The 26,620-nt window shown below is 41.0% G+C and carries 20 protein-coding genes and 1 pseudogene; 7 read left to right on the top strand and 14 right to left on the bottom strand.

The genetic code is table 11. The features are described from left to right. Positions 1 to 195: 195 nt before the first annotated feature. The gene (locus RV13_RS15050; protein ID WP_169794372.1) at positions 196 to 525 is read left to right on the top strand and encodes a helix-turn-helix domain-containing protein; all 330 of its coding nucleotides are present in this window, start codon (positions 196 to 198) and stop codon (positions 523 to 525) included. A 535-nt stretch (positions 526 to 1,060) separates the two neighbouring features. Here the strand turns inward: RV13_RS15050 and RV13_RS15045 are convergent. From RV13_RS15045 to RV13_RS15030, 4 genes are all read right to left on the bottom strand, one after another. Next, positions 1,061 to 2,695 carry an aryl-sulfate sulfotransferase gene (locus RV13_RS15045; RefSeq protein ID WP_060789187.1) on the bottom strand — a complete coding sequence of 545 codons (1,635 nt, stop codon included), beginning with the start codon at positions 2,693 to 2,695 and terminating at the stop codon, positions 1,061 to 1,063. A 14-nt stretch (positions 2,696 to 2,709) separates the two neighbouring features. Beyond that, on the bottom strand, positions 2,710 to 3,369 hold the full coding sequence (locus RV13_RS15040; RefSeq protein ID WP_060789188.1) for an ABC transporter ATP-binding protein: 660 nt from the start codon (positions 3,367 to 3,369) through the stop codon (positions 2,710 to 2,712). Positions 3,370 to 3,395: 26 nt separating this feature from the next. After that, on the bottom strand, positions 3,396 to 4,886 hold the full coding sequence (locus RV13_RS15035; protein ID WP_060789189.1) for an ABC transporter permease: 1,491 nt from the start codon (positions 4,884 to 4,886) through the stop codon (positions 3,396 to 3,398). A 223-nt stretch (positions 4,887 to 5,109) separates the two neighbouring features. After that, positions 5,110 to 6,336 carry an IS110 family RNA-guided transposase gene (locus tag RV13_RS15030; RefSeq protein WP_174520505.1) on the bottom strand — a complete coding sequence of 409 codons (1,227 nt, stop codon included), beginning with the start codon at positions 6,334 to 6,336 and terminating at the stop codon, positions 5,110 to 5,112. Positions 6,337 to 6,648: 312 nt separating this feature from the next. Here RV13_RS15030 and RV13_RS15025 point away from each other — a divergent pair, with 312 nt between their 5' ends. Both RV13_RS15025 and RV13_RS15020 read left to right on the top strand, forming a co-directional pair. Continuing rightward, positions 6,649 to 7,323 (top strand): response regulator transcription factor, encoded by a 675-nt coding sequence (locus RV13_RS15025; RefSeq protein WP_060789190.1) that lies wholly within the window; start codon positions 6,649 to 6,651, stop codon positions 7,321 to 7,323. Between the two features lie 4 nt (positions 7,324 to 7,327). Next, complete coding sequence (locus RV13_RS15020; RefSeq protein WP_060789191.1) at positions 7,328 to 8,653, top strand: sensor histidine kinase; 1,326 nt, start codon at positions 7,328 to 7,330, stop codon at positions 8,651 to 8,653. A gap of 204 nt (positions 8,654 to 8,857) precedes the next feature. Here the strand turns inward: RV13_RS15020 and RV13_RS15015 are convergent, their stop codons facing one another. From RV13_RS15015 to RV13_RS15005, 3 genes are all read right to left on the bottom strand, one after another. After that, complete coding sequence (locus tag RV13_RS15015) at positions 8,858 to 9,718, bottom strand: aminoglycoside 6-adenylyltransferase (protein ID WP_060789192.1); 861 nt, start codon at positions 9,716 to 9,718, stop codon at positions 8,858 to 8,860. Positions 9,719 to 9,760: 42 nt separating this feature from the next. Then, positions 9,761 to 10,531 (bottom strand): HAD-IIB family hydrolase, encoded by a 771-nt coding sequence (locus tag RV13_RS15010; RefSeq protein WP_060789193.1) that lies wholly within the window; start codon positions 10,529 to 10,531, stop codon positions 9,761 to 9,763. A 153-nt stretch (positions 10,532 to 10,684) separates the two neighbouring features. After that, positions 10,685 to 11,107 (bottom strand): GNAT family N-acetyltransferase, encoded by a 423-nt coding sequence (locus RV13_RS15005; protein ID WP_060789194.1) that lies wholly within the window; start codon positions 11,105 to 11,107, stop codon positions 10,685 to 10,687. Positions 11,108 to 11,627: 520 nt separating this feature from the next. Here RV13_RS15005 and thyA point away from each other — a divergent pair. Further along, a complete protein-coding gene (gene thyA, locus RV13_RS15000; RefSeq protein WP_060789195.1) occupies positions 11,628 to 12,503 on the top strand; it encodes a thymidylate synthase in 876 nt (291 codons plus the stop codon). Between the two features lie 218 nt (positions 12,504 to 12,721). Here the strand turns inward: thyA and RV13_RS14995 are convergent, their stop codons facing one another. The 7 genes from RV13_RS14995 to licT form a co-directional block, all read right to left on the bottom strand. Next, positions 12,722 to 13,384, bottom strand: a complete 663-nt coding sequence (locus RV13_RS14995) for a DUF2922 family protein (RefSeq protein WP_060789196.1) — start codon at positions 13,382 to 13,384, stop codon at positions 12,722 to 12,724. A 51-nt stretch (positions 13,385 to 13,435) separates the two neighbouring features. Then, a complete protein-coding gene (locus tag RV13_RS14990) occupies positions 13,436 to 13,819 on the bottom strand; it encodes a hypothetical protein (RefSeq protein ID WP_060789197.1) in 384 nt (127 codons plus the stop codon). Between the two features lie 326 nt (positions 13,820 to 14,145). Further along, positions 14,146 to 15,765 (bottom strand): C39 family peptidase, encoded by a 1,620-nt coding sequence (locus tag RV13_RS14985; protein ID WP_060789198.1) that lies wholly within the window; start codon positions 15,763 to 15,765, stop codon positions 14,146 to 14,148. A 259-nt stretch (positions 15,766 to 16,024) separates the two neighbouring features. Further along, a complete protein-coding gene (locus RV13_RS14980) occupies positions 16,025 to 18,715 on the bottom strand; it encodes an AAA domain-containing protein (protein WP_060789199.1) in 2,691 nt (896 codons plus the stop codon). A gap of 353 nt (positions 18,716 to 19,068) precedes the next feature. Then, the gene (locus RV13_RS14975; protein ID WP_060789200.1) at positions 19,069 to 20,052 is read right to left on the bottom strand and encodes an ADP-ribosylglycohydrolase family protein; all 984 of its coding nucleotides are present in this window, start codon (positions 20,050 to 20,052) and stop codon (positions 19,069 to 19,071) included. Beyond that, positions 20,053 to 21,978, bottom strand: coding sequence for a beta-glucoside-specific PTS transporter subunit IIABC (locus tag RV13_RS14970; RefSeq protein WP_060789201.1), 1,926 nt, complete (start codon positions 21,976 to 21,978; stop codon positions 20,053 to 20,055). It abuts the gene before it with no gap. Between the two features lie 101 nt (positions 21,979 to 22,079). After that, complete coding sequence (gene licT, locus RV13_RS14965; RefSeq protein ID WP_060789202.1) at positions 22,080 to 22,910, bottom strand: BglG family transcription antiterminator LicT; 831 nt, start codon at positions 22,908 to 22,910, stop codon at positions 22,080 to 22,082. Positions 22,911 to 23,128: 218 nt separating this feature from the next. On the opposite strand from licT, the gene RV13_RS14955 reads away from it, so the two are divergent. From RV13_RS14955 to RV13_RS14945, 3 genes and pseudogenes are all read left to right on the top strand, one after another. Continuing rightward, the gene (locus RV13_RS14955) at positions 23,129 to 24,244 is read left to right on the top strand and encodes a restriction endonuclease subunit S (RefSeq protein WP_249024488.1); all 1,116 of its coding nucleotides are present in this window, start codon (positions 23,129 to 23,131) and stop codon (positions 24,242 to 24,244) included. Positions 24,245 to 24,398: 154 nt separating this feature from the next. Continuing rightward, positions 24,399 to 25,196 (top strand): site-specific integrase, encoded by a 798-nt coding sequence (locus RV13_RS14950; protein ID WP_373278379.1) that lies wholly within the window; start codon positions 24,399 to 24,401, stop codon positions 25,194 to 25,196. Between the two features lie 241 nt (positions 25,197 to 25,437). Next, positions 25,438 to 26,586: pseudogene (locus RV13_RS14945) on the top strand (transposase). Positions 26,587 to 26,620 lie beyond the last annotated feature (34 nt).

Below are 26,620 nucleotides of genomic sequence, written 5' to 3'. Positions count from 1 at the left end.
TAGTATTCACCAGTACCGAATTCAGTTATTAATTTGTCTTTTAATTTTTCTAGCTCTCTATTTTAGAGAAATGAGTTAGAAGACATTATGGTTCCTTTTAATGATCTTATTTTATATCAAAAGATCATTTTTTGCAACTTACAAATTATTTATTTTGAATTTACCATTAAGAAGTATATTAATAGAGGAGTACTCATGATGGACTTAAATCAAATTCTAATAGAAGCATTGAAACAGCAAAGAATCAATCAAGGGTTCAGTCAAGATAAACTTTCTGAATTAGCTGGCCTGGATACAAAATATATAAACAAATTAGAGAATGGCCGCTTTGGTTTAACCATTCCTACACTTTCCAAAATTTTGAACGCTTTAGAAATTTCTTATGATCATTTTTTCAGTACTCTGCCATCTTCCGAAAAAAATGCAACCAATGAACTAATTGATACTCTTAATAGCTTTAATTTAGAGAAGAGAGAGGTTATCACTAGGAAGATTCAAGAGCTTTTAGAAAGCATTGTGGACTGATCATGATTAAGTAAAATTAGCATTCTATATAGTTTATTCTGTATATAGTTGGACACTCAATTTCTCAATAAAAAGTCTGTGACAACAAACAAAAAGATGGTTTCAAATTCCGAAAGGAAAAACTAAAACCATCTTTTTTGTTATGAAATATTGTTCTTTACACCGTTACCTGTTCTAAAATACATAACGAATTCTTTGGTATTCCTTATATTTTGTCCACATTAAAAATAGGACTTATTTATATGGAAGTGACACTATAATTAGATACAATAAAAAAGAGCACCTCAAATTTATTTTACTAAATTTGAGGTGCTCTTTTTTATTGGTAAATCATAACTATTACCCTGATACCAAATTAATAATAGACACGTTCAATCAATTAAGGAAAATATCAAGTCAGGCTATCTTGCATAGTGATCAGGGATTTACGTATACAGCAAAAAAATTCTGTTTATTTTTACTTGTGATTATTGATTCAGCAAACTGATTTTTTCAACTAATGATGGCATTTAGTAACGTGTTCTATAGCGATTACTTAGTCCTCATTTAATTGATACGTCCAGTTGTCATTATACAGCGAGAATCGCTCCGCCCGATATGCCCAAGCGCTCGTTGGAAAGTCTGTTAAATCAACATCCAGCACGGTCTCGCCGTCTTCGGTGACCTCCATGATCGAGCTAGTCTTGCCCTCTTCACGATAGCCAAAGTTGACTAGGCGGTTGCCATTATCGGTCAGATAACGGGCGCTTCCGATAATTTTGGTGAAGTAGGCTTCCCCTAGGTCTTCGCCGAAGTTCCATACTTCTTCGATCGTCCTATCTTCTTCATTGATCCGGACTTGCCGGGCCTCTGAGTATTTCTCGGAGTCGGCTTCATCGCCGCGGGTAACGGAGATATTGTTGTCGTAATACAGGATATCGGTGGTCTCAGCGTTGTCATCCTGATCCGGCAGTACGATCGCGGCGTGTTGTCCGCCACTAGCTTTGATGTCGCCGTCTAAGAAATATTTCTGATAACTCTCAGGCCAGCTGCTGCTGTCGCCCATGATCCACTTGATCTCGTTTGTGGCATAATCAATTTTCATAATCGTATCTTGATGCCTCCCCGAAATAATAATGCTGTTGTCCGCTTCATCGTATTCTACTGAGTTTTGGTGGAACCAATCGATCTTGCCGTCCTCACGACTGGTTGAATCATATTCTTCGTAAAAAGATTCTGGTAATATATCCTTTAAATCAATCGTTTTCTCAATCTCCCCTGTTTCACGATTTAATTCGATCATCGTGTCTTCAATGTAGTTACTGCCGTCATTGACCGTCAGCAGCAGATTGCCGCTTGGCAGCTCGATGCCGTCATGATGAATCACAGTCATTTCACCTTCGCTTTTACCGGTATCATTGGAGGCGCTAGAGCTGGAAAAATCGTAACGGTTGTAGATTTTTCCTAAGTAGTCCGTCTCTAGCAGCACATTGTAGGTATCAGCGTCATTGCTTTCTTTTGTGAGATATAGCAAATTTCCATTGGCTAATTCTTTGAAAATATGGCTGTTGTAGCGGGTGGAATACCAACGAACATCGCCATTTGCATCAAAGGCATAGGCGCGTTTCGTACTTGGAACGACAAAGGTTAGTTCACTGTCTCCTAGCGCCATTTTTTCTGTATCGGCTTCGTTGACCTCAATCTCAGCGATGGATTTCGCTAACGCTCCTGTTTTTATCGTTACCTTTTTCTCCACTCTGGTACCTGCTTCATTCGTCAGTTTTACAGTCACTTCATTGTCCGTATCGGCGTATAAGCCTAAAACGGGAATGCTGTGGTCTGTCGTATACTCTTCAAAACTATTTTTGATGGTACTCTCATCGTCCTTGCCAACTACTGAAATTTCTACCTTCATTGCTTCTTCTGTCTGGAAAAGCAGCAATGCCGACAGTGGACTGGCATCGTATGGATCGACCTTGACATAGATATTGTCCTCATTGTAATCGCCGCTTTTCAGCAGTTCTTGATATTCCTTTTCTTTTTCGCTTTGATCCTCCTGCCACTCTTCATTCAATGTGACCGACAGCTCTTCCGGTTCCGTCTCATTGGTCACCGTGCCGCTTACACCGCAGCCTGCTAGACAGACTACCAATCCAATAAAAAATGTCGTTCTCTTAAAATATCCCTTCACGCGCTTCCTCCTTCCTAAGAAACCTGGCTAAATTCTTTATTCTTCAGCTCATAGACCACATCGCAGGCCTTCGCCACCTCCTGTTCATGGGTAACTAAAACAATACATTTTTTCTGCTCATGAGCGATTTCCTGAAACAAATTGACGATCTCACCTGAAGTCACTTCGTCTAAATTTCCGGTTGGTTCATCCGCGACGATCAGATCATGCTCACAGCACAGAGCCCGTGTGATCGCGACCCGTTGCTGCTGCCCACCAGATAGCAGCGTCACTCTTTTCTCCGCTAATTCTCTGGTGATGCCGACTTTTTCTAGATTCGCCAGCGCATAGGCCTTTTTGTCTGCCTGCTGGCTTTGGGCGATCTCCATCGCCGTCACCACATTGTCCACAGCCGATAAATACGGCAGCAGGTTGTAGGCTTGAAAGACGATGGATACATCTTTACGACGATATTCTCGCAAACCGATTTTTTTCAACGAAGTGTCATCATAGAGAATTTCCCCGCTTTTGGGTGTATCTAAGCCTGCGATCAGGGACAGAAACGTCGTCTTCCCTGATCCGCTAGTGCCTAAAATCGCGTACATCTTGCCCTTTTCAAATGTCAAATTCACGTTTTCAAATAATGGACCACTATTTTCATACCAGTAGCCTAAATCCTTTGTTGATAGTGTCATAAATACTTCCTCCTTCTTCTATTCGCTTACGAAATCAAAATCTTTTTCGGGTTCAATCGTAGAATACCTGCCGATGATAGGACAATTGAAAATAAGCTGATGCCTAAGCCAATGCCTGCCAGACTAAGAATTTCCATCGGTTGAACAGAAATGTTCAAGTCCTGGATTTCATCTGTTTGAGTGAATGGATTACCGCCCATTTGTCCGCCGCCACGAGGTCCGCCATTGCCTCCTCCTGGCATTTGTCCTTGTCCAGGGCCGCCATTATCTGCGGCATCTGCCTGACTATCCGTCTTTTGCGAGGTGGTCTGCTGGCTTAGTAGCTGGTTTCCTACAGCGTTACCGACAACGTTCCCGCTGGCTGCCGCGATTCCTAAGGCAAAGACCATGCAGACAAAAATTTCAACGAAAAATTGAGAAATCACCTTCATCCGTGATTCGCCTAATGAGAGTAGGACGCCGATTTCATATTTCCGTTCTCGAATCGAAAGCATGATGATCAACGTCAAGATGATCACGCCGGCTGCGGCTACTAGGATCACGATGTTTTTGGCAAAGCTTGACACGTTGTTCAATGGCTGCAGCATTTGCTGATACATTTGATCATTGGTCTCTAAGCTGAAGGTATCTGTGTCGATCAGCTTGTTGGCTTTCTTCACGAAGCTGTCCATTTCCTTTGGATCATCCAAGTTGTAAACAGCCGAATCGATGGTTTTTCCATCTGAACCAGTCAAGGTGCTCACCATGGTATAAGAAGAAAAGATCGTGTTTGATGGATTCATAAAGTTGAAGCGTGCCCCCATGCTGTCTCCTGAGCTGCTGGTTTTGTAGATTCCTTTGATGGTCACTTCAACATCCTTGTCGTCGCTGTCTTTGATCTTGAATTTATCACCCACACTCAAATCATTGGCCTCTGCTAGACTTTGTTCGATCAAAACATTGTTGGTTCCTTCATCCTCTGTCGTGATGGCTTCCCCTTTTACGAGGCTAGCTGTTCCCGCTGAGAATTCACTATAAGAGCTGCTTTCTGAAACGCCTTTGATTTGAAAATCCCCTTGGCTCATCCCGCCAGGTGCACCCTGTCCACCGAAGCCGGCTGCCTGCTCATCAGAAGATTCCTCGTCACTGTCGCTGTCACTAGATATCGGTGTGATACCAGTACTTTTATCCGCGGAGGTACTTGCCTCAAAGGAATACGATTTGACATTGGCTAATTTCGCGATTTTTTCCGCATCGCTCAGATTGACCGGCGTCTGTTCGAAGCTTCCGGGATCTGGTCGGCTGCTTTCTCCATCAGAATCTGATTCGGCATTTTTAAACATTGCCTCCCGATTCGTCGATAAGGTGACGGTCGCTCCGACACTCTTTTTCGCGTTTGTGGTCGCTAAGTCTGCGCCGCTGCGGATCGTTAACCCCGCCAGCACAAAGATTAATATGGCTGAAAAGACAGCGATCATTAAAATGCTGCGCCCTTTCTTTGCCCAAAGGCTTTGGATCGCCCGTTTGATATAGTTCATAATGGTTCCTCCTTCATTTGTCTGCCTGTAGAATAGTCAAGCTGGCTTAACCGAAGCTTAAGCGAGAGATAAAAAGTTTTAAGGTTGATTTAGGAAAGCATGGTAAACTGAAGGAGGAATAAAGATAAGGGGAATAAGCTTGAAAATAAACCTTCTAGGTTTTAACGATCAGTACTTAAAAAAAAGAGCATACCAAATAAAGGTTTTATCTCAAAAATTTTTTTTAAGAGACAACAAACCCGTGGCTTTTAGCAAATGATACAGCCTCATTAATTGTCATTGTCCTACTAGGTCGAACAATTTCAATCGAATAATGAGACGAATCGTAAGGTTCTCTTTTTAGTAGAACGTGATAGATAGCTGTTAACAGCCGCCGTGCAATAGCAATAATCGCTTTTTTATGGCCTCTGCGTTTTTTCAACTGAAGATATTTATTTCGATGTTCTGGATATTTTTCACTTTTAACAATAGCGTTGGCAATCTGGACTAAAAGAGGTTTAAGATATTGCCCCGCTTTAGAAATCCGAACGGATTTTTTCTTATTAGCACTTTCGTTATTTGTTGGAGTTAATCCAGCCCAGGAACATAAATGTCCAGCGGTTGGAAATTGACTCATATCCGAACCAATTTCTGAAAGGATTTTAATCGCTGTAAACTGTTTTGCACAACCAGGTACTGTTTGGATGAGTTCTTGTTGTAATTTGAACGGTTCAGCAATTTCAAGGATTGCTTTTTCAAGATCAGATTTACACAGAGTTAATGCATCATAATGAGATTTAATAATCCGAATTTTGACTGCTTGTTCTTCCGTCAGTTTACCGTCGATAGCTAACTCTAAATCAGATAATTTTGATTTTAAACGTCCATGTATTAAAGCTGGTAAATCAATTTTTCCTATTGGATTTTCTAGGATGGCGTCGATAATCCGACTACCACTTACACCGAGTACATCGGTTAAAACACTAGAAAGTGTAATGTTAGAGACGGTTAAGGAATTTTGAAGCCGATTGGCTTCACTAGAACAAAAATTTGTAAGTTTGAAATGATAGCGGACTAAATCACGTAATTCACGAATAGGGAGTGGCGGAATAAAACTTCCAGCAACTAAATCGTGTTTGAATAAGTCGGCAATCCATTTTGCGTCTTTTTTATCTGTTTTTTTACCACGAATCGCTTTGACATACTTAGGGTGGGCAAGGCAAATAGAACAAGAGTCTTCTAGAACATTGTAAACAGGAATCCAATATTTACCCGTTGATTCCATACAGACGTCCTTACAAGAATAATATTCCAGCCACTGTTTCAACTCACCCAACCCTTTTGTGAAAGTTGAGAAGCGATGGCGAAAATATTGTGTAACTCCATGTTCGTCTGTTATGGCGATAACCGCCAACACAAAAGTTTTATGCACGTCAATCCCACAACAATTTGGATAGACGATTTTTAACATCAGATACACCTCCAAATCAAATTTGAGAATCGCACCACAGGGACTGTAAGGCACTCTATAAACGAGTCGTTTACGCAAAGATAAGCTTTCATGCTCAAAGACATATTTAGTTGTGCTTGAAGTGCCGAACTACACATATAAACATGCGAGGTTGTATGTAAAATACACACTTACTCACCCCCCCCGTGAATTGTAGTATATGGAGCTATTCTCATGATTAGAATAACAACAAAATAAAAAAACGCCAGAGGCGTACACGCATTTTCATGCAGTGTTGTGCCTTGAGCGAAGCGAAAGGAATGAATTATAAATATGATAAACCTATTAATAGTAGAAGATGAAGTGACACTTTCTGATAACATCAAAGAAATCTTGTCAGACTTAGGAGAAATCACTCAAGTGTACGATGGCGAAGAAGGACTGTTCGAAGCAGAGAGCGGCGTGTATGATCTGATTTTGCTAGATTTGATGCTGCCGGGGAAGAACGGCTACGAGGTCTTAGCAGATTTGCGAGAAAAAAATATCCAGACCCCCGTATTGATCTTAACAGCCAAGGATAGTCTAGAGGATAAGGTGACCGGCTTTCAAAAAGGCGCGGACGACTATTTAACCAAACCCTTTTACCGCGAAGAGCTAATCATGCGTGTCAAAGCCTTACTAAAGCGCTCGTTGGGACTGTTTGCCGAAAATCAGGTGATGTATAAAAATATTACCTGCAACCTCGCAACAAAAGAAGTCGCTGTAGAGGAAGAAATCCTGCCGATCCAAGGAAAGGAATTTGATCTTCTGGTCTATTTTATCCAAAATAAAGGCGTGATCCTGACCAAGGAGCAAATCTTCGATCGGATCTGGGGCTTCGATTCAGATACGACCATTACAGTCGTAGAAGTTTACATGAGCCATTTACGAAAACATCTGAAGCCGGCCGGTGTCGATCAGTACTTCAAAACACTACGGAACGTCGGCTATATTTTACAAAAGGATTGATGCCATGAACACGGAAATAACACTAAAACAACGCTTAAAATTTTTCCTGATTAATACCGGTTCCTTTGCAGGAATCTTCCTGCTGTTGGGGTTCATTACCCTGCAGCTGCTCCAAAGCTCCGCCTATCGCCAAACAGACCTTTCACTAGAGCAAATGGCGAAAAATGATCATCTGATCGAAATGGAGATTAATCGTTACCAGCAGGACAACCCCTTCCTCGCTCAAATGCCTGACGAGCAAAAGATGGACAAGGGCCCTGGCGGCAACAACCGTTTCAATACTCAGATCATTTTGTGGTCAGAGCACGGGGAAATTTTGAACAAGGATGTTTTGGGGGGACGCTTCACTGAACTAGAATACCTGACCTTAGATAAAGAGAACTTGGACACGATTCAGTCGCTGAAGTTAGAAAACACCTCTGATTCAGACCAGAAGCTGGCCTTTCATTCCTACACGATTGCGGCAGATAAAGAAAAAGAAGCAGACGGTGTCGCCTATATCCAATTTTTAGCCAACACCAATCAGATCGCCGATTCCATGAAAACCTTCGAGACAACGCTTATTCTGTGTATGATCGTTTTCTGGCTGCTTTCCATCGGCTTAAGCTTTTACATTTCAAAAATGAATATGCAGCCAATCATGAACTCTTGGCGCAAGCAGCAGGAATTTGTCGAAAATGCCTCTCATGAATTACGGACGCCGCTAGCGATTATCCAAAATAGTCTCCAGCAATTGTTCACTAAACCGGATCATACGATTTTGGAAGAATCCGAACCGATTGCCCAAGCCCTGAATGAGACCCGACGAATGAAGGGCTTGACTGAAGACCTATTGACCTTAGCCCGCAGCGACTCCAATGAGCTGCTTTTACAAAAAGAAGCCATCGAACCGAAAGCCTTCATTCAACAATTGGCTCAGCCCTTCCAGGAAATCGCAGAAATGAACGAAAAACAGTTCATCTTGGAAAATTTCGCAGATCAGCCCATGAGGATCGATGAGAAACGTATCCATCAAGTGCTGGTGATCCTGCTGGATAACGCCTTGAAATACACCGATACCAAAGAAAAAATTGTCCTGCAATCGGAAGTTTCCGGCGACAACTGGCTAATCGAAGTCAAAAACAATGGGCCTTCCATTAGTGACGAAGACAAGAAGCACATCTTCGAACGCTTCTATCGTGAAGACCGCTCCCGCTCCAAAGAAACCGGCGGCTACGGCCTCGGCCTCGCTATCGCCAAGCAGATCATCAGCCAGCACAAAGGCAAGCTGACGGTGAGAGATTGGGAGCCAAGAGGCGTGGTGTTCCAGATTAAGCTGCCGATGAAGTAAGTATGTAAAAAACGCTCAATCGACTCCAGATCGATTGGGCGTTTAGTATTTATTGTCTATTTGATTATGCTTCATAGGTTGTTTTATCCATTCTGTCGATAAAATTACCAAATAATCGGGTGTAAATGTAAAACTAACCCAGTAATTTGAAAAAAGGCATCGATTTTATGCGATACCTTTTCAACACTGATTATTTAATTCTTATTACCCAAATATCCCCCCGTGGTTGTCCAACCACTGCTTTACCTCAGCTACCAGGGGTTCCGGATAAGTATACTGATAATGGGTCGCTAATTTGCGTGACAGACCTTCGTATAATGACATCGTCTCCTGCAGCGCACGCCAGCTGTCTTCCGCATCGAATCTGCCAAACACGCCATTCAATTGGTCAAAAATATCCTTATCCACCCATTCATAGATAAAACGACCGGCATGCCATGTATCATAGTCATCGCCGTGAACCATTTTTTCATACCATTCAATCGTTTGCAGCAGCACCTGCTTGCATTCCGCTTCTCGCAGCTTGACGGTCCACAATTCTTTCCGCAGAATCTGCTTTGCTAAATAAATCGCTAGGAACCAAAACATGTTTACGGTATAGTCAAAGCTTTCAGCTGAAATTGTGGACGAACCAGAGTGCTCAAAATGTTGAGGTATCAGCCGCCCCGCGTCACCAGTCTTGTCAAAGAGCACCCGTGCACCGCGACGAAACCATTCTAGTGGAACACCCCGCTCGGTTTGCGCTTGAAACGTCGCCAGCGAATCGATCACAAAATCAACCTGGTAACCGCCTTCAAAAAGCGTCAGCCATTCCAAACCACCACCGCCATTTTGAAACGGTATTGCCGTGTTTAGTTTTCCTAATTGCTGAATCCAGCTGCTGGTATCAAGATAACGCTTCGGATCATCCACGTACATTTGAATAGCCAGATCAGAATACTCATCTGCACCATGATCTTTTCTTGCCCGCGAACCCGCTATATAGGCAACGTGAACATCGTCCTGCGCCTGCCCCCATTGAATAAACCGTTCTTCAATTTTCTGGTAGAACTCTCCGCTTTTCATCCCGCTTTCCTCTTTTCTCTTGAGTGATCATTTCAAAATAAATCAAATCCAGCCGAACTTCCGACAGGCGTTATAAATTCCGTCATCCACATTGCGATCCGTCACATAGTCAGCCCGTTCCTTCAGCTCATCTACCGCATTTCCCATCGCGATGCTAGTCCAGCTTTTATCGAACATCACCAAATCATTCACATCATCGCCAAACACAACGACATCTTCTTGCGGCCGATCAAAGTAATCTAGCACATCGAGGATGCCCTGCTTCTTGTTGTCATGCTGGCACATCGTATACTCTGGAACAAAGCGCAGCTTGGCAAAATTCTTCGGTTCAGGAATCAAATGATCCTGCTCCTTAGGCAATGCCAAATAGAACTTGAAAATATCCACTTCCTCCACGTTAAATGCCGGGGCAATGAAATACTCCGTCGGCTCCTGTCTCGGCCCTACCTGTTCTCTAAATAAATCATTCTTGGCATAGACCTTCTCCGAATCATCTATCGCAACAAGGACACCGATACCTTTTTCCTCGGCTTGGCGGATCACCGCCAACGCTTCCTCTTTATCCAATGGCGTATTTTTCACCAATTTATTGTTAATAACGACACCCATACCGCCGGAACACACCATATTTTCCAACCCAAGCTCCGTCAGTAATTTCCGACTCTTATAATGCGCTCGCCCAGTCGTGATCGAGACAAAGTGATCCTTCTCCTCTAAAAGCTCCAATGCCCGCTTCGCACTAGGAACCACCTGCCCCGTCCTTCGATCCGTCAATGTCCCATCGATATCAAAGAAAAATAGCTTCTTTTCCATTTTTTACCCGCTCCTTTAGTTTTATAACACTTGTCAGTTATTGTATCATATTCGGTTAGGTGGAAAGATGGCTTGTGTTGACAAGAAAACAAAAAAACTCCCGCTATTAAAGCTTGAGCGTCGTCGAAATTTTTATGTTAACTCAATATCACTCTATCCCTGAGAAAACCCGCACTTGATACTGTTGGCTTTGGTAAAGCCAACACTTTCATAGAGCTTATGCGCGGAGTAAGCATTATCCAAACAAGTTAACGAAATTGAGCGATAGCCCTCTAGTCTTGCATTATCAATAATGTATTCTAATAGGTCTTTTGCAATGTTTTTATTACGAAAAGCTACTCTTACCGCTACGTTAAATAGCATCAAACAAGGCTGGAAGTCAAACGTAAATAAATCAATAGCATATTGCGTAGCACTACCAATTATTCTATTTCCATCCTTAATCACAAAAATCTTGTACATTTGATTTTCGTAATACTTCTGATAGTATTCCAAATCATTACTCGTACCAAAACATTCATCAATAAGCTCTTTGTACGATTTTAAATCTTCTGATTTAAGCAATTCAATTCTCATTGTTTCTCCTATACTTACAAGATATATTTTTATAAATCTTCCGTCTAAATACGAACTCAAAATAACTATTCTACATTGTACAATCTGAATGGTTCCCTAGCGGTGATTTACAAAAATTAGCATACAAGCCCAAATTTTTTGAACCCAGATTATTAAAATGATTGATCGTTCAAATAAATCTCAGTACAACCTAACACCGTAGTCTTTTCAACCATATCAAAATCACTACTTAGGAGCAACTAGAATTTCCCTTTTCATTTTTATCTTCATTTCAAAAGATCAAAGAGGTATAAAACAGTAGAAACCTTTCAGCTATCACAAAATTCATTGATTATACTCGTTTTACTAGATCGTTTACTTAGTCATGACTAAGTTAGTTACGACTAAGTTTGCTAAATAGCATTTATCAGGTTCTCAGAATGCTTATTTACAGTCAGGATGATTCCTCTAAAGAATTTTTAATCCAATCTTTCCTCCAAATGTGTTAAACTCAGAAAAAAGCAAACAGAGGAGAATTCTTGTGACTGAATATACTGGCTTCGACAAAATTTATCGCGACATCGTCATGGATATTATTGAAAACGGCACGGATCAAGACCCAGCATTGGTTCGCGCAAAATACGCGGACGGCAGCCCCGCGCCTACTCGTTTCATTCAAGGGGTCAACTTCAAGATCACCCCAGCCGATGGGATTCCTATCTTGAAATCAAAACGTGTCTTCCAAAAGACGCCATTAGTCGAATTGGAATGGATCTGGCAAGAATTATCCAACGACGTCACTTGGCTTCAAGACCATAAATGTAAAGTTTGGAACGAATGGGCTGACGAAAACAACACCATCGGTAAGGCATACGGCTTCCAATTAGCGAAAAAATGCCGTAAGCTGCCCGATCATGAAGAAAAGCTCAATCAGGTGGAATATGTGCTGCATCAGTTGGAAAACAATCCCGGCTCTCGTCGCATCATGACCAGCCTGTGGGATGTAGATGATCTAGACGAAATGACTCTAGAGCCTTGTGTATGGGCAACGAACTGGAAGGTCAATAACGGTGTCCTTGACCTGCACGTGAAGCAACGTTCAGCCGACATGGCATTAGGTCAACCCTTCAACACCTATCAATACGCTGTGTTGCATCGCCTGATCGCGGATCAGCTAGGCTTCGAGCTTGGCACGATGCACTGGTGTATCGACGACGCCCATGTGTACGATCGCCATATCGATGCATTAAAAGAACAATTGTCGCAACCAGTGCCAGATAGCGAGCCAACCCTTGTCTTGCCTGACAAATACGATGAAAACGGCAATAAACGTACCTTCTTTGAACGTCGCCTATCCGATGTGAAATTGGAAAACTACGAAAACAACGGCGTATTCAAATACGAAATAGCAGAATAAAAAGAGGGGAGTCAACAGTTTTTGAATCGTTGACTCCTCTTTCTATCTAACAGAATACAAATGATTATTCTCCTTCCATCGCTTCTTCGCTCCTTATCAGCTTCACGACAAATAGCCCACAGGATAGCGGGCTAAAAATTTTACTACATCCTAATATTTCGTTTTTTTCAATCCGCCCCATACCAACGTTGGATTTTTGATGAGGCGATAATCATCTGCTATTCTCGTTTGCGAATGCGGTCAATGAGTCGCTTTCGTCTTTTTTTCGGTTTTTCTGGCAGCGATTCATCGATATCCGAGGCCTCTGTTTGGACAGCCTTCTCCTCAATCGCCTCTGTAACAATCAGTCGCGCCGGCACGGACTGATCATCGACTTCGATATTTAATAGCGCTGCCCCTGCTGGCATGCAGGACAGTATCAGGCTAAAGGCTTGTTCTTCATTCAAAGACCAAGGATCACACCCTATCGGTAATCCGATCGCCTGGATCAACACGCCCGGTTCAGGACGCTCCTCCGTAATGGTCACATCCTGAGGAATCTGGGAATCCTCAAAAGTCTTCGCAGACTCAGCTTTTACTGGAGAGAGGGCTTCGACAGTCGGTGCCTCTGCAGTCTCCATCCCTTTCCCTGATGGCTCTGCTTGTTCATTGATTCTTTTATCAAAGATCGTTTCTTCGATCTTTTCGATAATGGTCGCGTGGCGCACCTCTTTAAATAAGCCGACCCCGTCTTTCTCAAACAGGTCAAGCTTGGTTAATTTAGTCAAGGCTGTCTTGATTTGATCCGCCGTTTTGGTTGGATCAACGTTTTTTAAGCGGAGATGGCGCGCTTTGCCATCACTATCCGCGAATTCTGCATCTAATGTAAAAGTTCGTATCATTTCGTTCAATCCTTTCTTTTTATTTTTTCACCTTCCTTTCTCGCGGTACGGTCATGATTCAGCTAATCCTGCCAAGGGTCTTTTGATCACTTGGGTATAGAGCTGCTCAAGCTTTTCCGCGATAAATGTTTGTGCTGGAAATAATTTTACCGACAATAATTGCCAGTCTTTTTTGCCAAAATAATCTGTAAAATATAAATAATAGCGTCGCATCGCGGCGGTGGATCGTGTTTTTAGAAAGATATGTTGAACCATTCCTCGTAGGATATTTGAAAAATCCGCCTCACACAATTCTTCCCTTACCTGCAGTGTAATCAACATTTCGATGGTGGCCTTCTCATCTTTTGTTTGTTGGTAGAAATGGCGAATGCGGTTCTCCAATGTCCGACGGGAGAGTCTGAATAATTGCTGGTTGCTTAATCCGTGTTCGGTCAAACGTCTTCCTCCTTTCGAGTTAGATTTTAGTCATTATTAGTTGAGATATCTACACCAACAAAATACGCCATTTGTCACGTCTTTTACACTCCAAAAAATTAATTTGAAATAAATAATAATGATTTTCAGCTGCTAATCGCTGTCATATCAAACTTTATCCAAGGATAAAATAATGAAAACCCTTACAAAAATATTCTGATTTTCGGTATTCTTTTTTAATAAAACCATCAAAAAAAGAGGTCAAACAGCCTAAACTGTCTAACCTCCTAAGTTTCGATCCTACTTTCCATCAGTTTCAGCAATCAAGAAGCACATAGCCCCTGATATTAGCTAACACCAATCGCTCGGCCGTCCCATTCCTTGGCAAAGTCGGTAATTGATACCCATGCCATCGCGCCTCGGTCATAGGTCTTATTGGGACCACCTGATCCAGCCTTCGCGTTTGCGCTATAGTACAACGGATCGTAGACCAAGAATTTATTGTCCTTGTAGCCTGCGATGACCTTGCAGTGATTGCGGATCGTATTCGCTTGATACGAAGAATAGCCATAGTACAGCACCGGATTGCCATTGATGATGCGGTCTACGATGTTTTGGGTGCTGACATTACTGATGTTTGAGACATTCTTATACCATTTTTTGGCATAATTCGCTAAGGAATCTGGGGTGATTACCCAGCCAAAGCCTGCGCCAGTGTAAACATTCCCCTTTTGGCCGCCTTTATCATTCGGATACATTGGCAAATTGTCCTGAACATATTTCAGATCGACCGTTTTCCCTTTGTATCTCAGCAGCATCGTCATGGAAGCCCCAGCACAGCCCCACGGACTAAACACAGGCACATATTGACTCACATATGGCACATTCAATGTCCGTTCAACCGGAGCGATTGGCTGCGCGCCGCCTAAGGTGTACCAAGAAATCCCTTCATTGCGCCAACCCAGCTTCAATAGGTGGTTCCGTTCGCTCAGCAGCATCGTATAATGGTGAGAACCCGCACCTCTTGAATTCGGATTAAATACCCGATACATCGGCATTCCAGCCCAAGGCGTGTGCCAAGCAATCCCCTCATAACGCCAGCCAACACGTTTCAAATGGTCTCGCTCTTTGGCATCCAGGGTAAAGAAATGTTCGCCAGAATTTGGGTTATAAATTCTAAACAGCTGTCTACCTGTCAATGGCACCCGCATGCTGATCCCTTCATTGCGCCAGCCCAGCTTCACTAAATAATTCTTCTCATGGACATTCATCGTATGCAAATGCTCACCAGAATTCGGATTATACACACGGTAAATCGCGATCGTTTGCGCTGGAGCAGCCTTAGTCGCCGCTTTCGTCGCAGCAGCAGCCGCTGCTTTTGGTGCTGCCGCAGCTACTTTTGGCTGTGTTGTTGTGGTCGCAGCTACAGCCTTATTACTTGCAGATTCATCCTTGACCACCTCTTCTTTAGTGCTGCTATCTACCATTGGTGTTTCAACCACTTCTGTAGAATCAGAAGCTGTAGTGTCCTCTGTTTTTCCTTCGTCTACCTCCGTAGAATCAGTAGAATTCGTCGTTTCCTCTTGATCCTTCGGCTGTGTATCCGTCGTCTCTTCTTGATCCTCCTTCGGAACCTCTGGCTCAGTCGTTTCGCAAGTGCCTTCCGTTTCAGCAGGCTTATTTGGGTCCGTTGGTTCTGTTGATTCGCTCGCTTCAGTTGCCGATGGTGTTTCTGCAACTTCTCCTTGTGCATCATTCGTTTGATTCTCGGTTATTGGAGCAGCTTCCTCCACCGCTGCAGGCTCCGACTCGACAACCTGAACCACCTGTTCCTTCCCAACCTCATCTGCATAGACGGCCTGCTCATCCGTTGCAAATGCAGAAGCACCCAGTAATCCCAAGAAGACGATCGGCGCTACAACCCACGTTTTTTTCTTCTTATACATCTTAAAACGCTTCTTCTCCATGTTCACCCTCCTATAAAATAATTATTCTTATTATTATTAAAACATGGATTATTTATCAATGAAAGTGTTTTCAATTAAATAATGACTTTTTTGTGTATTTATATCTTCAATATTGCAAAACATACAAGAAAATGACTTTTTGGTGATTTTTAGAAGATAGGTTATTAAAATGAATAGCGCCACAATTGGATTAATTGCAGCGCTAGCTAGGTTGAATAATCGTGGTTCTGGACTCTATTTGATTCAGTCTATACAGGCTTTAAATGATTACATCTTTAGATAGACATGCTTTAATAAAATTCTGTAATTTCAGTTCAATATTCCCTTCGATTGTTTTCAATCTGAGTAGTGGAATGCCCGATTTCTCTAAGATGGAATTTTTTTGATCATCTCTTTCTTTTGAGACTTCTTCATCATGATGGCTTCCGTCAACTTCGATAACGCATAAGGGCGTTTTTCCAACCTTATAATATAAAATAAAATCACAGCTAGACTTCTGATTGATGAATTCTAACTCTCTATTAGTAAAAGAGTTATTTTTAACGGAAACGAGTTGTGACAAGTAAATTTGTTTGCGTGAAACAAGTGAATTAAATTCTTCTTCGATCAAAAGATCTTTTAACAATATATCGATGATTCTCTCCGATTTATGTTCAGCGTTTGATTTTGAAAGTCGTGCGGCTAGCTTTTCCAATGATTTATCGTAATCCTTGTACAATAAATCAAAAGCAGAAATTACTGGACTTTCATGGATGAAGTCAGTTTCAGCATAATACTTAATATATCTGCTCAATGCAGCAATATTACTTTCTTTATCAAAAACATTGTCTCCAGTAACAAGTGTAAATCGTTTAATTGCCCTTGAAACAGCTACATTGACCAATGGGGATTGATCAACGAATTGTCTACTTCCTTTATAAGAGCTCTTTTTATCAAGAACTGTAGAAAAGATCACCTCATTGTATTCCCTTCCTTGAGATTTATGCACCGTTTTCTTAATATAATCTTCTGATAAGGCTTGCTCAGCTAATTTTACTTGGTTTCTATATGGAGTAACAAATCCAACATTCTTTTCTTCGGAACACCTTACAGCCAAAAGAGATTCGATTTCTCGAAGGTTGGAATAATTTCTTGTGTGATTCCCTTTAGAAGTAGTAATAATCTCAATCGCTTGCTCTCCATTATCTTCGGTCATCGGGATAAGTTGGTTATTATAGAACTGTTGGTTACAAAACTGAATAATTTTAGGATGGCATCGATAGTGCTCTTTCAATAAAGTCATTGGTATTTCATTTTCAAAAACTTTGGTGACAGAATCCAATAAACTGTATTTAGAACAATCATAGTATTCTGATGGACACTGAAGTTTCGATTTTTCCGGAATATGAGGTAATTGCTTTCTATCACCTACAATAATGATGTTCTTTGCACACCCTAAACTTAGAATCCCTGGCACGATATCTTGCTGAGAGGCCTCATCCATAATGATGTAATCGAATGAATAGCCTTCAGCTGCCGAATTTATAATGGAATGCGTACTGCTACCAACAACAGGAAATCTATTCAAAAAGGCATTGAAATTCTTTTTGCTCTTGTAGCTTTTAGTAGTAAAAGTCGTTTTCTCTTCTTTTATGTTTTTTGCTAAATGTTGTTTAAGAAAAAGCAGAGAATCTTTTTTTAACTTATCCAATGTATCATCAAATTTAGCGTTTTTCAGAGTCTTTTCTAGCTGTTTGAGCTTCTTTTTTCGATTCTCAATTTGTCTATCGTAGTATGAGAATTGTAAACTATAAATAAAGTTCATCTGCTCTAACGGTTCGTTCAAAAAATCCGTTTTGAATACTCTAAAGTTCAAAATAAGCCTGAATCTATCTGCAAGAGAAACATGTCTATTCGCTAAGTACTTGATATACACCATCAAATCAGTCATTTTTTGGGGACTTAGTTTATATTTTTGAACATCAACCATTTTTACTGAGGGATATTCAGAGCGCCATTCCTCTAGATAATGTCTTTCTGTTTCGAATTCTTTGATTTCCGCACTAAATTGAGCAAACTTGTTCTTTACCTGCAAATAATTCTTCACTTTTTCAAAGCTCTCTTGAATGGTTTTGATTTCAATCTCAGAACTCTTTGTTGCTTTAGGAATGGTTTTAATAGTCGAGAAAAACTTATCCTTATTATCTACACTACCGAGCTCCGCCACTAAATAATCCAAATCATCCTTACTCATCTTTTCATAAACGTTGATGACGGCTTCATTGTTATTTGAAACAATCGCTACCTTTTCATTTTTTAGTAAAATGTTTGCGACTATGTTCAGTATTGTCTGCGTTTTTCCGGTTCCTGGTGGTCCTTCTATGACACTTATTTGAGAGGAAAAAGCATTAGTGACTGCCTGCAGTTGATTCGCGTTTATTCCAAAAGGAAAGATCAAATTTTCGGGGACTTCTCTCGTTTCATTTTTTCCATAACAATAAGCATACAGCGCATTCCCTGGAAAGGGCGTAATTTTTTTAAGTTGTCGCTGACAATTTTCTGCAATACTTTTCTTAGTGTCAGTATCTGCGGTAGAAACTCTCTCAGCAGCAATTTCCGTAAAGTATTTGAACAGATCTTCATTTTCCAAATTCGTTTTAGGAATAAAAGAGACATTTTCAGATTTCAAAACATCTAATTCGTTGTTATATTTATATTTCACAACAATAAATCTGTTTCCATACTCAACAGCTCGTTCAAACTCTTTACAATAGTAACTTGTGTGAATAAGAAGATCACTATTAAACTCCCTGCACGGCTCTACCTGACAGTTTCTCAAAGGCCGGCACCAACTCTTCCCTGATGGAAAATAAACTGTTAATTCTGCTCTTTGGGTCTTTTCATCAAATTTTATACACCAGTCTTTAATTTGATTCGTCTTGTCTTGCCCATCCATATAAATGGTTACCATAATAAAATTCAATCCTTATTTAGTATTGATTCTATTATAACTGAAAATATTAACAAAAAAAGTGATATGACCAACAGAGGAGGGATACTTCTCCTATTTAGTTTAAAAAAGAACATCGAATATGATGTACCTAATGTAACAACTACTTCCACCATAATTTTTCGACATGAAGTAATATAGCACCATTAATTATCAGATAGTAAAATAAAAAATAGAACTGTCAATGTTTAAGACATCGACAGCTCTATACAGGAAGTTATTCTGCGATATAGCTCTTCCCAAGCCTCATTGGAAGTTTTTTGTTAATTTATTTTTTTCTGTAGGACAGTTTCATTATTCTAAATTTCAACTACCTACTTTACAAATCTCGCCACATCATCCGTCAACTGCTCAAAATCCAACTGATTGACCGCTTCGATTTGTTGGATCATTTCCTTCGGCAGTTCGGGATTCATTCCGCCGCAGATCGCTACACTGATAGCGCCGATCGTATCGGTATCCCAGCCTAGGGATACGCTTAATTGTGCGGCCTTCAATGGATCGCCTTGGGCTAATTCGACGATCACAAAGGCGCTGGGGATCGTTTCGATGGTTTCCATTCCTGTGCCGATCTCTTCGTACAATCGTTGCAAAATAAGCTGCTCATTCGCTTCCTGCCGGAGGATCTTTCGTGCTTGATTCATACGGAAGGTTAAGGAAGCAGCTGGAAAATCGTGTCCGTACTCTTTGGCTGCGTTGATTGCATCAAAGGCGATTGACCAGATTTCTTCAATGGACTGACCGCCTCGAACGGTATAGCTGATGGCTGCTGCTACAGCGCTGGCACCTGCAATTGCGATTTTCGTATTGTGTGTCGGCAGACAGATTTCCGCGACATTTTTCACCAATGCAGCTAAATCACGATAATCACTGATCAATCCAATCGGCGCGATTTTCATCGATGCCCCATTCGTTGTTCCCGTGACACCTGTCTCTTCAATCGGCACTCCTTGAGCGATCTTATCCAATGCCTTCAAGGTGGAAGGTCCTGAAACAAATGCGGAAACTGGCGAGTTGTCATTCCACTCTCGCAGCTCTGCGATATAGTCCTCCACCCGAATCTCTCCTTGATTCTTTTTGATCATGGACAGGATCATCAGCACATTTAACGTATCATCCGTAATCGCTCCCGCCGCTAATTTCCGACCAAAGACATCATTTTCATTCGAAGCGATTAATTCGGTCACTCCATCGGGAAAATTCTGACGGATTTTTTCCTGCGACCAGCATTCTGTCGGCATTCCCATCGCGTCACCTAATGCTCCGCCAGCTAGTACGCCCCAAATCTTTTCTCTCACTTAATTTACCTCCGCTAAATTGATTGTTTCTGCTTGATTATTAAAAGGAATGACAGTCATTACTTTGTCCTTAGTCTTAACATGACCATCCTGCTGACTAAGAATATCGAGAAATTGATCCGAATTTGTGACCGTCACAAAGGACTCGATAGAATAGCCAGCTTCGGCAATTTTTTCCAAATCGACGGCCAAGATTTTCTCACCTTGCGTCACTGATTGACCTTTTTCAACTAAAGGTTTAAAGCCATTGCCTTCTAGCTCAACAGTGTCGATCCCGATATGGATCAACACTTCGATACCCGTATCACTAACCAGTCCAATCGCATGCCCGCTTGGAAAAACTGTTTCGACAGTGCCTGATACTGGAGAAACAACGTCCCCTTTTTCAGGAACGATCACGAATCCGTTGCCTAACGCTTTTGAGGCGAAGCTTGGATCATCTGCCGTTTCGATGGGTTTGATCTCTCCTTCTAAAGGAGACACCAGCACTTCAGCTTTCACTAAGCTTTTTTCCTCTGGATCAACGACATCTTCTTCCTTCTTAAACGTCATATACGTAAGGACAAAGGCCACCGCAGCTGTAGCGACGGAAGCAATGACCGCAAGAATCACGCCATTCATACTGCCGCTCTTAGGATTGATAAAGGCCGCAAATCCAAGAATACCAAAGGACATCGCGTACATTTTTGTAGAAGTTAACGCCAAGATCAATGAACCAACCGCGCCACCAATCATAGAATAAGCAAAACGTTTTTTCACTGGCAAGCTAAACCCATAGATCGCCGGTTCGATGATACAGAACAAGCCTGATACCATCGCCGGAATCGCCAAAGCCTTTTGATCCTTCGAACGCGTCCGTAAAAAGACAGCCAAAACAACCGCTGTTTGCGCAAAGTTGGAGGTAAAGGACATTGGGAAAATATAGTCCACACCTGATTGCGCCAAATTCGTGATCCCGATCGCTGAAATCGGCCAATGCAAGCCAAAGATAACTAATGGCTGATATAGCAACGCGACAACTAAAGAAGTCACTACAGGTGAAATACCATACAACCCTGACACGCCCGCACTGATCAGTGAGCTAAGAACATTCGTGACTGGACCAACCACTAAAATCGCTAAAGGAACCGTGATTAGGATCGTCAAGAAGGAATTCACGTTGTGGGCAATCACTGTCGGCACGACTTTTTTCAACCATTTTTCCACCTTCGATCCGACATACACAATAAAAATGATCGGAATCACGGTGTACTGATAGCCGTTAGACGGAAAAAGAATCGGAATACCAAAGAAGGTATTAAACACCGGCGTTTGGAACAGTGTCTCCTTAAACAAGGTGTACAAAGCATCGCCGCTCGTCAATCCCGTCATCAACTCTGGAATCAGCAACGTTGCCCCTAGCATCATCCCCACAAAAGGATTCATCTTGAAGGCCTTCGCACTCGTGTAGCCTAATGTCACAGGTAAAAAGTAAAAGACCGCCTGTCCCATCGCATGTAAAATAATATACGCACCATCATTAACCGACAAAACATTTGTCGCTGTCAATAAAGCCAAGATCCCCTGAAGCAGACCAGAAGCCGTTAATATCCCTAAGACTGGCGTAATCACCTTGGTAATGGTATCCACTAAAGTGCTGACTAAGCCTTTTTTCTCTTCCGCTGCCTCGACAGTTTTCCCATTCAATTGCTCCTGAACCACTTGAAAAATATCCGCTACATTTGTCCCTACAACTACCTGAAACCGTCCGCTGGCAAACTGTGCACTCATGACATCCGGTGATTTCACGACTTCCTCTTTCTGCACCAGTGAATCATCCTTCAAGGTAAAACGCAGCCGTGTCATACAATGCGTGACGCTCAACACATTCTCCTTTCCTCCGACCTTTTCCAAAATAAATGACACCAAAGCTTGATACTTATCCATGTTGCTTCCCCCTTTTTTGGCATATAAAAAAGGCAACACTCAAACAAGAGACTCTTCATCCCTTGCTTGGGTGTTGCCTGCATAATCAGTTACAATCCCGTTTATTTAATTAACCGTTGGACATGGAGAATCAAGTACATCTCCTCCTCCGGATAGATCCGACAAGCCAGCTTGTCCTGTAGATAATGTTTGATGATCCCGACACTCTCCGTCGCCTTCGGATAAAATTGAACGACTTGCTCAAACATCTCCGGCACCGACTCCTGCCTCGGTTCGTTAATTATGACACGTTGAATAAAGAATTTCAAGTGGGTAACGAAACGAACATAATTCAGCGATTCCGTATCCAGCTCAATCCCCAAACAATCCTCGACGATCAAGACCACCTTCTGCAGCATCTCCGTCGTCAATAACGTCTGAGCCGTATCATTGTTCAAGCCGCCATTGATAAAGTGAAGCGCGATAAAGCCCGCCTCATCCTCATTCAGCTCGATCCCCTCATAATAGCTGATCTGCTCCAGCGCCTTCATCCCCGCCGCAAATTCCTTCGGATAAAACTTCCTGATCTCCAATAACAACGCATTCTGAATCGTTTCGCCCTTTCTAAACCGATTCACCGCATAATTAATGTGATCCGCTAACCCTATATAAGTATTCCCATCAAAGGTCCGCTCCAGCTCCGCTTCCGCACCCTTGATGATCACCGTCACCATCTCCAGCCGATTGATCGGAACTTCCTCGATCAACTGCACAAACCGATCCGCCACATTCGGCGAATCCACCACGAACGTCTTCTCGATTTTATCCTTCTCGACTGTTTCGCCAACCCGTTTCCGAAAGGCGATCCCTCTGCCGATCAAGATCCGCTCCAGACCCTTCGTATCAATCACCAAGACAACATTGTTGTTAAAAATCTTCTTAATTCTCAGCAAGCTCTCTCCCCATCCTCCGCCTCAGCAAACTTTCATAAGCTATGATACGGGTTCTTTGGGGAAAGTCAAGGAGGGAAAGAAATCAATTAATGTACTATTTTTAACCTTACTATTGTTTTGACGATTGGGAACTGCGTAAGTTTAATAAGATATATAAAAAGGTCATTGAAAAAAATGATTTGTCATTTGGTCCATCTCAGATTATTTCAGTAGCAAATATGTATTATAAGGATCAAGAGGATAAATCGAAATCAACGGAAGATTACATGAGGACTTATAATATCATGCGAGTTGGAGATATTGCTTTTGAAGGAAATAAAAATAAAAATTACTCTTATGGTCGTTTTGTTGAAAACGATATTGGTGATGGTATAGTCTCACACGTTTTTGATGTGTTTCGACCGATAGTAAATTACGATCTAAGTTTTTGGAAATATTATATTAACAATGAAAATGTCATGGGACATATTCTTAGAAAAGTAACCACAAAAGCAACAATGATGACCAATCTAGTTGCGAAAGATTTCTTGAAAACATCTATATTGGTTCCTAGTATGGAAGAACAACAGAGAATAGGATTGTTTTTCCGACAACTCGACAACTCTATCGCCCTTCATCAGCGTAAACTTGACTTATTAAAGCAGTTGAAGCAGGCTTACTTACAGAAAATGTTTCCTAAGAATGGGGAGAAAGTACCTGAAATACGATTTGCGGATTTTGACGAGAAATGGGAACAGCGTAAATTAGCAGGGTTAGCGAACTTTTCAAAGGGGAATGGCTATACAAAAAATGATTTAACCGAAATTGGGAATCCAATTATATTATACGGAAGGCTTTATACCAAGTACCAAACAATAATCAATAATGTTGATTCTTTTGCTATTGAAAAAGATAATTCCGTAATTAGTAAGGGAAATGAAGTTATTGTTCCCGCATCAGGTGAAACGTCAAAAGATATATCTAGGGCATCTGTTATTGAAAAGTCTGGCATTATCATTGGTGGAGATTTAAATATTATCAGACCCAAAAAGTTTATTGATTCAGTGTTTTTAGCGCTGACTATTTCTAATGGGACACAACAGAAAGAAATGACTAAGAGGGCTCAAGGGAAATCTGTTGTTCATCTTCATAATTCTGATTTAAAACAAGTGAATTTGCTTTATCCAGAATTAGAGGAACAAAAACAAATAGGAATCTTCTTCAAACAATTCGACAACATTGTCGATATTCAACAGAATCTAATTACTCAACTTAATATTTTAAAATCTGCTTTCCTAAAAAAATGTTCATATAAAAAAGTATTACCTTCTAAAAATAGTTATGATGGAATCTGAATAACTATTTCAGGAGGTATTTTGTATGCGAAAAAGGTAAAAGGATGTACTGTTTCACCAATACTTTAAAGAATGGTTGGAACTTTATAAAGTTGGAGCGATTCGAGAGATTACATTGGACAAATATTACGTAACACATCAGAGGATTATGGAATTGGCACCTAATCTACGATTATCTGATTTGGATCGGAGAAATTATCAAAGACTTTTGAATGAATATGCTATTACCCATGAAAAGCAGACAACTATGGATTTTCATCATCAAATAAAAGGGGCTATTTTGGACGCAGTTGATGAAGGTTTAATTGAGAAAAATCCTACTCGGAAAATTATTATTAAAGGTAAAGAGCCTTGCAAAAAGAAACCAAAGTTTTTGAATCAATTTGAGTTACAATCTTTACTTAAGCAATTGGAATTAGAAAAAGAAATTAACTGGGATTGGTTTATTCTGCTTATCGCAAAAACTGGACTACGTTTTTCAGAGGCTCTTGCCTTAACTCCAAAAGATTTTGATTATTTCAACCAGAGTCTAACAGTAACTAAAACGTGGAATTACAAAAAATCAAATGGTGAAATTCAACCTACAAAAAATGAATCCTCAAAAAGAAAAATTCAAATTGATTGGCAGGTTAGTATGCAGTTCTCTCAATTAACCAAGAATATGAATGAAGATAGCTTGATATTTGTGAATGGACGAGTGTTCAATTCAACAATCAATAAAAGACTTGAAGCGTTGTGTAAAAAAGCAAATGTTCCAATCATTACTATACATGGTTTACGTCATACTCATGCCTCTTTGCTACTTTTTGCGGGTGTTTCCATTGCGAGTGTTGCTAGAAGGTTAGGGCATTCAAGCATGACAACCACTCAGGAAACGTATCTGCATATTATTCAAGAGTTGGAAAATCAAGACAATGATAAAATTATTCGCCACTTGAGTGCTTTAGTATAAATAACTATTGTATAAAATCCTTGTAAGCGATTAAGGAATAAGTGAGAAAAAATCGAACGAACCCATTACCAATAACGATAATATATGTTCATTTAGTTTTTTGGTTCTATAATATTTTGTGTTGGTGGAAAATCGACCCCGATTTTCCACCAACACTTTTTACTTGTCCTCAATTCAAAAAAAGACTACCGTTTGGTAAGATTTAGCCTTCTAAAACCACCTCAACCAAAGGAGCCCCTCTATGGATAATCACACTAGAAATTTACTTGGATTAACAGACATACATTTACACTTCGATGACGATTGGCTCGAAGAAAGAAGATACAAAGGGGTTCAAGCCCAATTCATTAAAGTAAAACTAATCACATTTCCTTGTCGTTGTAAAAACTACGGCTCCTTAGAAATCATTCGCAATGGCTCCTTATACGTCCCATTCTCAGATGCTAAGAATCAAAGAAAAGCTGACTATCTTAGAATTGAAACGTTCTCGCTTCTTGTGCCATGCTTGCGGCACAAAGTTTTCTGCCAAAACGGACGTAGTTGATGATCACCAACAACTAACGAAAGAACTGAAACATGCGATACTCATGGAGCTATTTGAAAATCAGTCCCGCAAATTAATCGCAAAGAAATACTTTGTTTCTGACGGAACCATCACTCGGATTTTGCGAGAAGCGACGAAGGTCTATCAACCAAACAAAAAATACTAGCCCGCTGTTTTATGTATGGATGAATTCAAATCTATGAAATACGTCGCTGGATCGAAAGGCGCGACTAAATGTCAAATTCCTTTTCATGTACATGAACTTCAGCTATAATCAGCTACTAAAATAGGCCTTTCCCAATGCGGAAATCATCATGGACCGCTTTCATATTGTGCAGCACGTTAATCGGAATTTCAATCACTTGCGCGTACAAATCATGAACCGTTTTCGCCTCTCTAGTTCAGAAAGTCAAAAGAAATACCGCCGACTGAAGCACTATTGGAAACTTTACTCAAAGATTCGGACAAGATAGAGCCGCTCAAGCGGCACTATCATCGGCTGTTCAAAAAGGAAATTAGCCAGAGAGAAGTGATTGACGAACTCCTGAGTTATAGCGAAGAACTAAGAAAGGCCTTTACGTTTGTGCAGCTTCTACGCTATTTCTTCAATAAACGCTGAAACACATAGACTCTACCTTGCCTAAATCATTCAAAAAGAAATTCAAGATCTTTTATCGCTATCATTCTGGTATCGCCAATGCGTTTAAAGTGAAACTTTCAATTGGTGTAACAGAAGGGCTAAACAACAAAATTAAATTGATTAAACAGATTGCATTTGGCTATTGTAATTTCTACAACTTCAGAACACGGATTTATTTACAACAAGGATTGATCTTTGAAAAGTAAAAAAGGGCTCTATAATATCTAGTGTTGGTGACAC

The organism is Enterococcus raffinosus (genome assembly GCF_001886185.1).
Taxonomy (GTDB): domain Bacteria; phylum Bacillota; class Bacilli; order Lactobacillales; family Enterococcaceae; genus Enterococcus_A; species Enterococcus_A raffinosus.
Note: the sequence above shows the minus strand (reverse complement) of the source record. Positions and strands in the feature narration are given on the sequence as shown.

Bases quoted from the DNA above. Each gene is read 5' to 3' on its own strand.
- RV13_RS15050 (WP_169794372.1), top strand. From the start codon at position 196: ATGATGGACTTAAATCAAATTCTAATAGAAGCATTGAAACAGCAAAGA.
- RV13_RS15040 (WP_060789188.1), bottom strand. From the start codon at position 3,369: ATGACACTATCAACAAAGGATTTAGGCTACTGGTATGAAAATAGTGGT.
- RV13_RS15035 (WP_060789189.1), bottom strand. From the start codon at position 4,886: ATGAACTATATCAAACGGGCGATCCAAAGCCTTTGGGCAAAGAAAGGG.
- RV13_RS15030 (WP_174520505.1), bottom strand. From the start codon at position 6,336: ATGTTAAAAATCGTCTATCCAAATTGTTGTGGGATTGACGTGCATAAA.
- RV13_RS15025 (WP_060789190.1), top strand. From the start codon at position 6,649: ATGATAAACCTATTAATAGTAGAAGATGAAGTGACACTTTCTGATAAC.
- RV13_RS15020 (WP_060789191.1), top strand. From the start codon at position 7,328: ATGAACACGGAAATAACACTAAAACAACGCTTAAAATTTTTCCTGATT.
- RV13_RS15015 (WP_060789192.1), bottom strand. From the start codon at position 9,718: ATGAAAAGCGGAGAGTTCTACCAGAAAATTGAAGAACGGTTTATTCAA.
- RV13_RS15010 (WP_060789193.1), bottom strand. From the start codon at position 10,531: ATGGAAAAGAAGCTATTTTTCTTTGATATCGATGGGACATTGACGGAT.
- RV13_RS15005 (WP_060789194.1), bottom strand. From the start codon at position 11,107: ATGAGAATTGAATTGCTTAAATCAGAAGATTTAAAATCGTACAAAGAG.
- RV13_RS14995 (WP_060789196.1), bottom strand. From the start codon at position 13,384: ATGATACGAACTTTTACATTAGATGCAGAATTCGCGGATAGTGATGGC.
- RV13_RS14985 (WP_060789198.1), bottom strand. From the start codon at position 15,765: ATGGAGAAGAAGCGTTTTAAGATGTATAAGAAGAAAAAAACGTGGGTT.
- RV13_RS14980 (WP_060789199.1), bottom strand. From the start codon at position 18,715: ATGGTAACCATTTATATGGATGGGCAAGACAAGACGAATCAAATTAAA.
- RV13_RS14970 (WP_060789201.1), bottom strand. From the start codon at position 21,978: ATGGATAAGTATCAAGCTTTGGTGTCATTTATTTTGGAAAAGGTCGGA.
- RV13_RS14955 (WP_249024488.1), top strand. From the start codon at position 23,129: ATGTATTATAAGGATCAAGAGGATAAATCGAAATCAACGGAAGATTAC.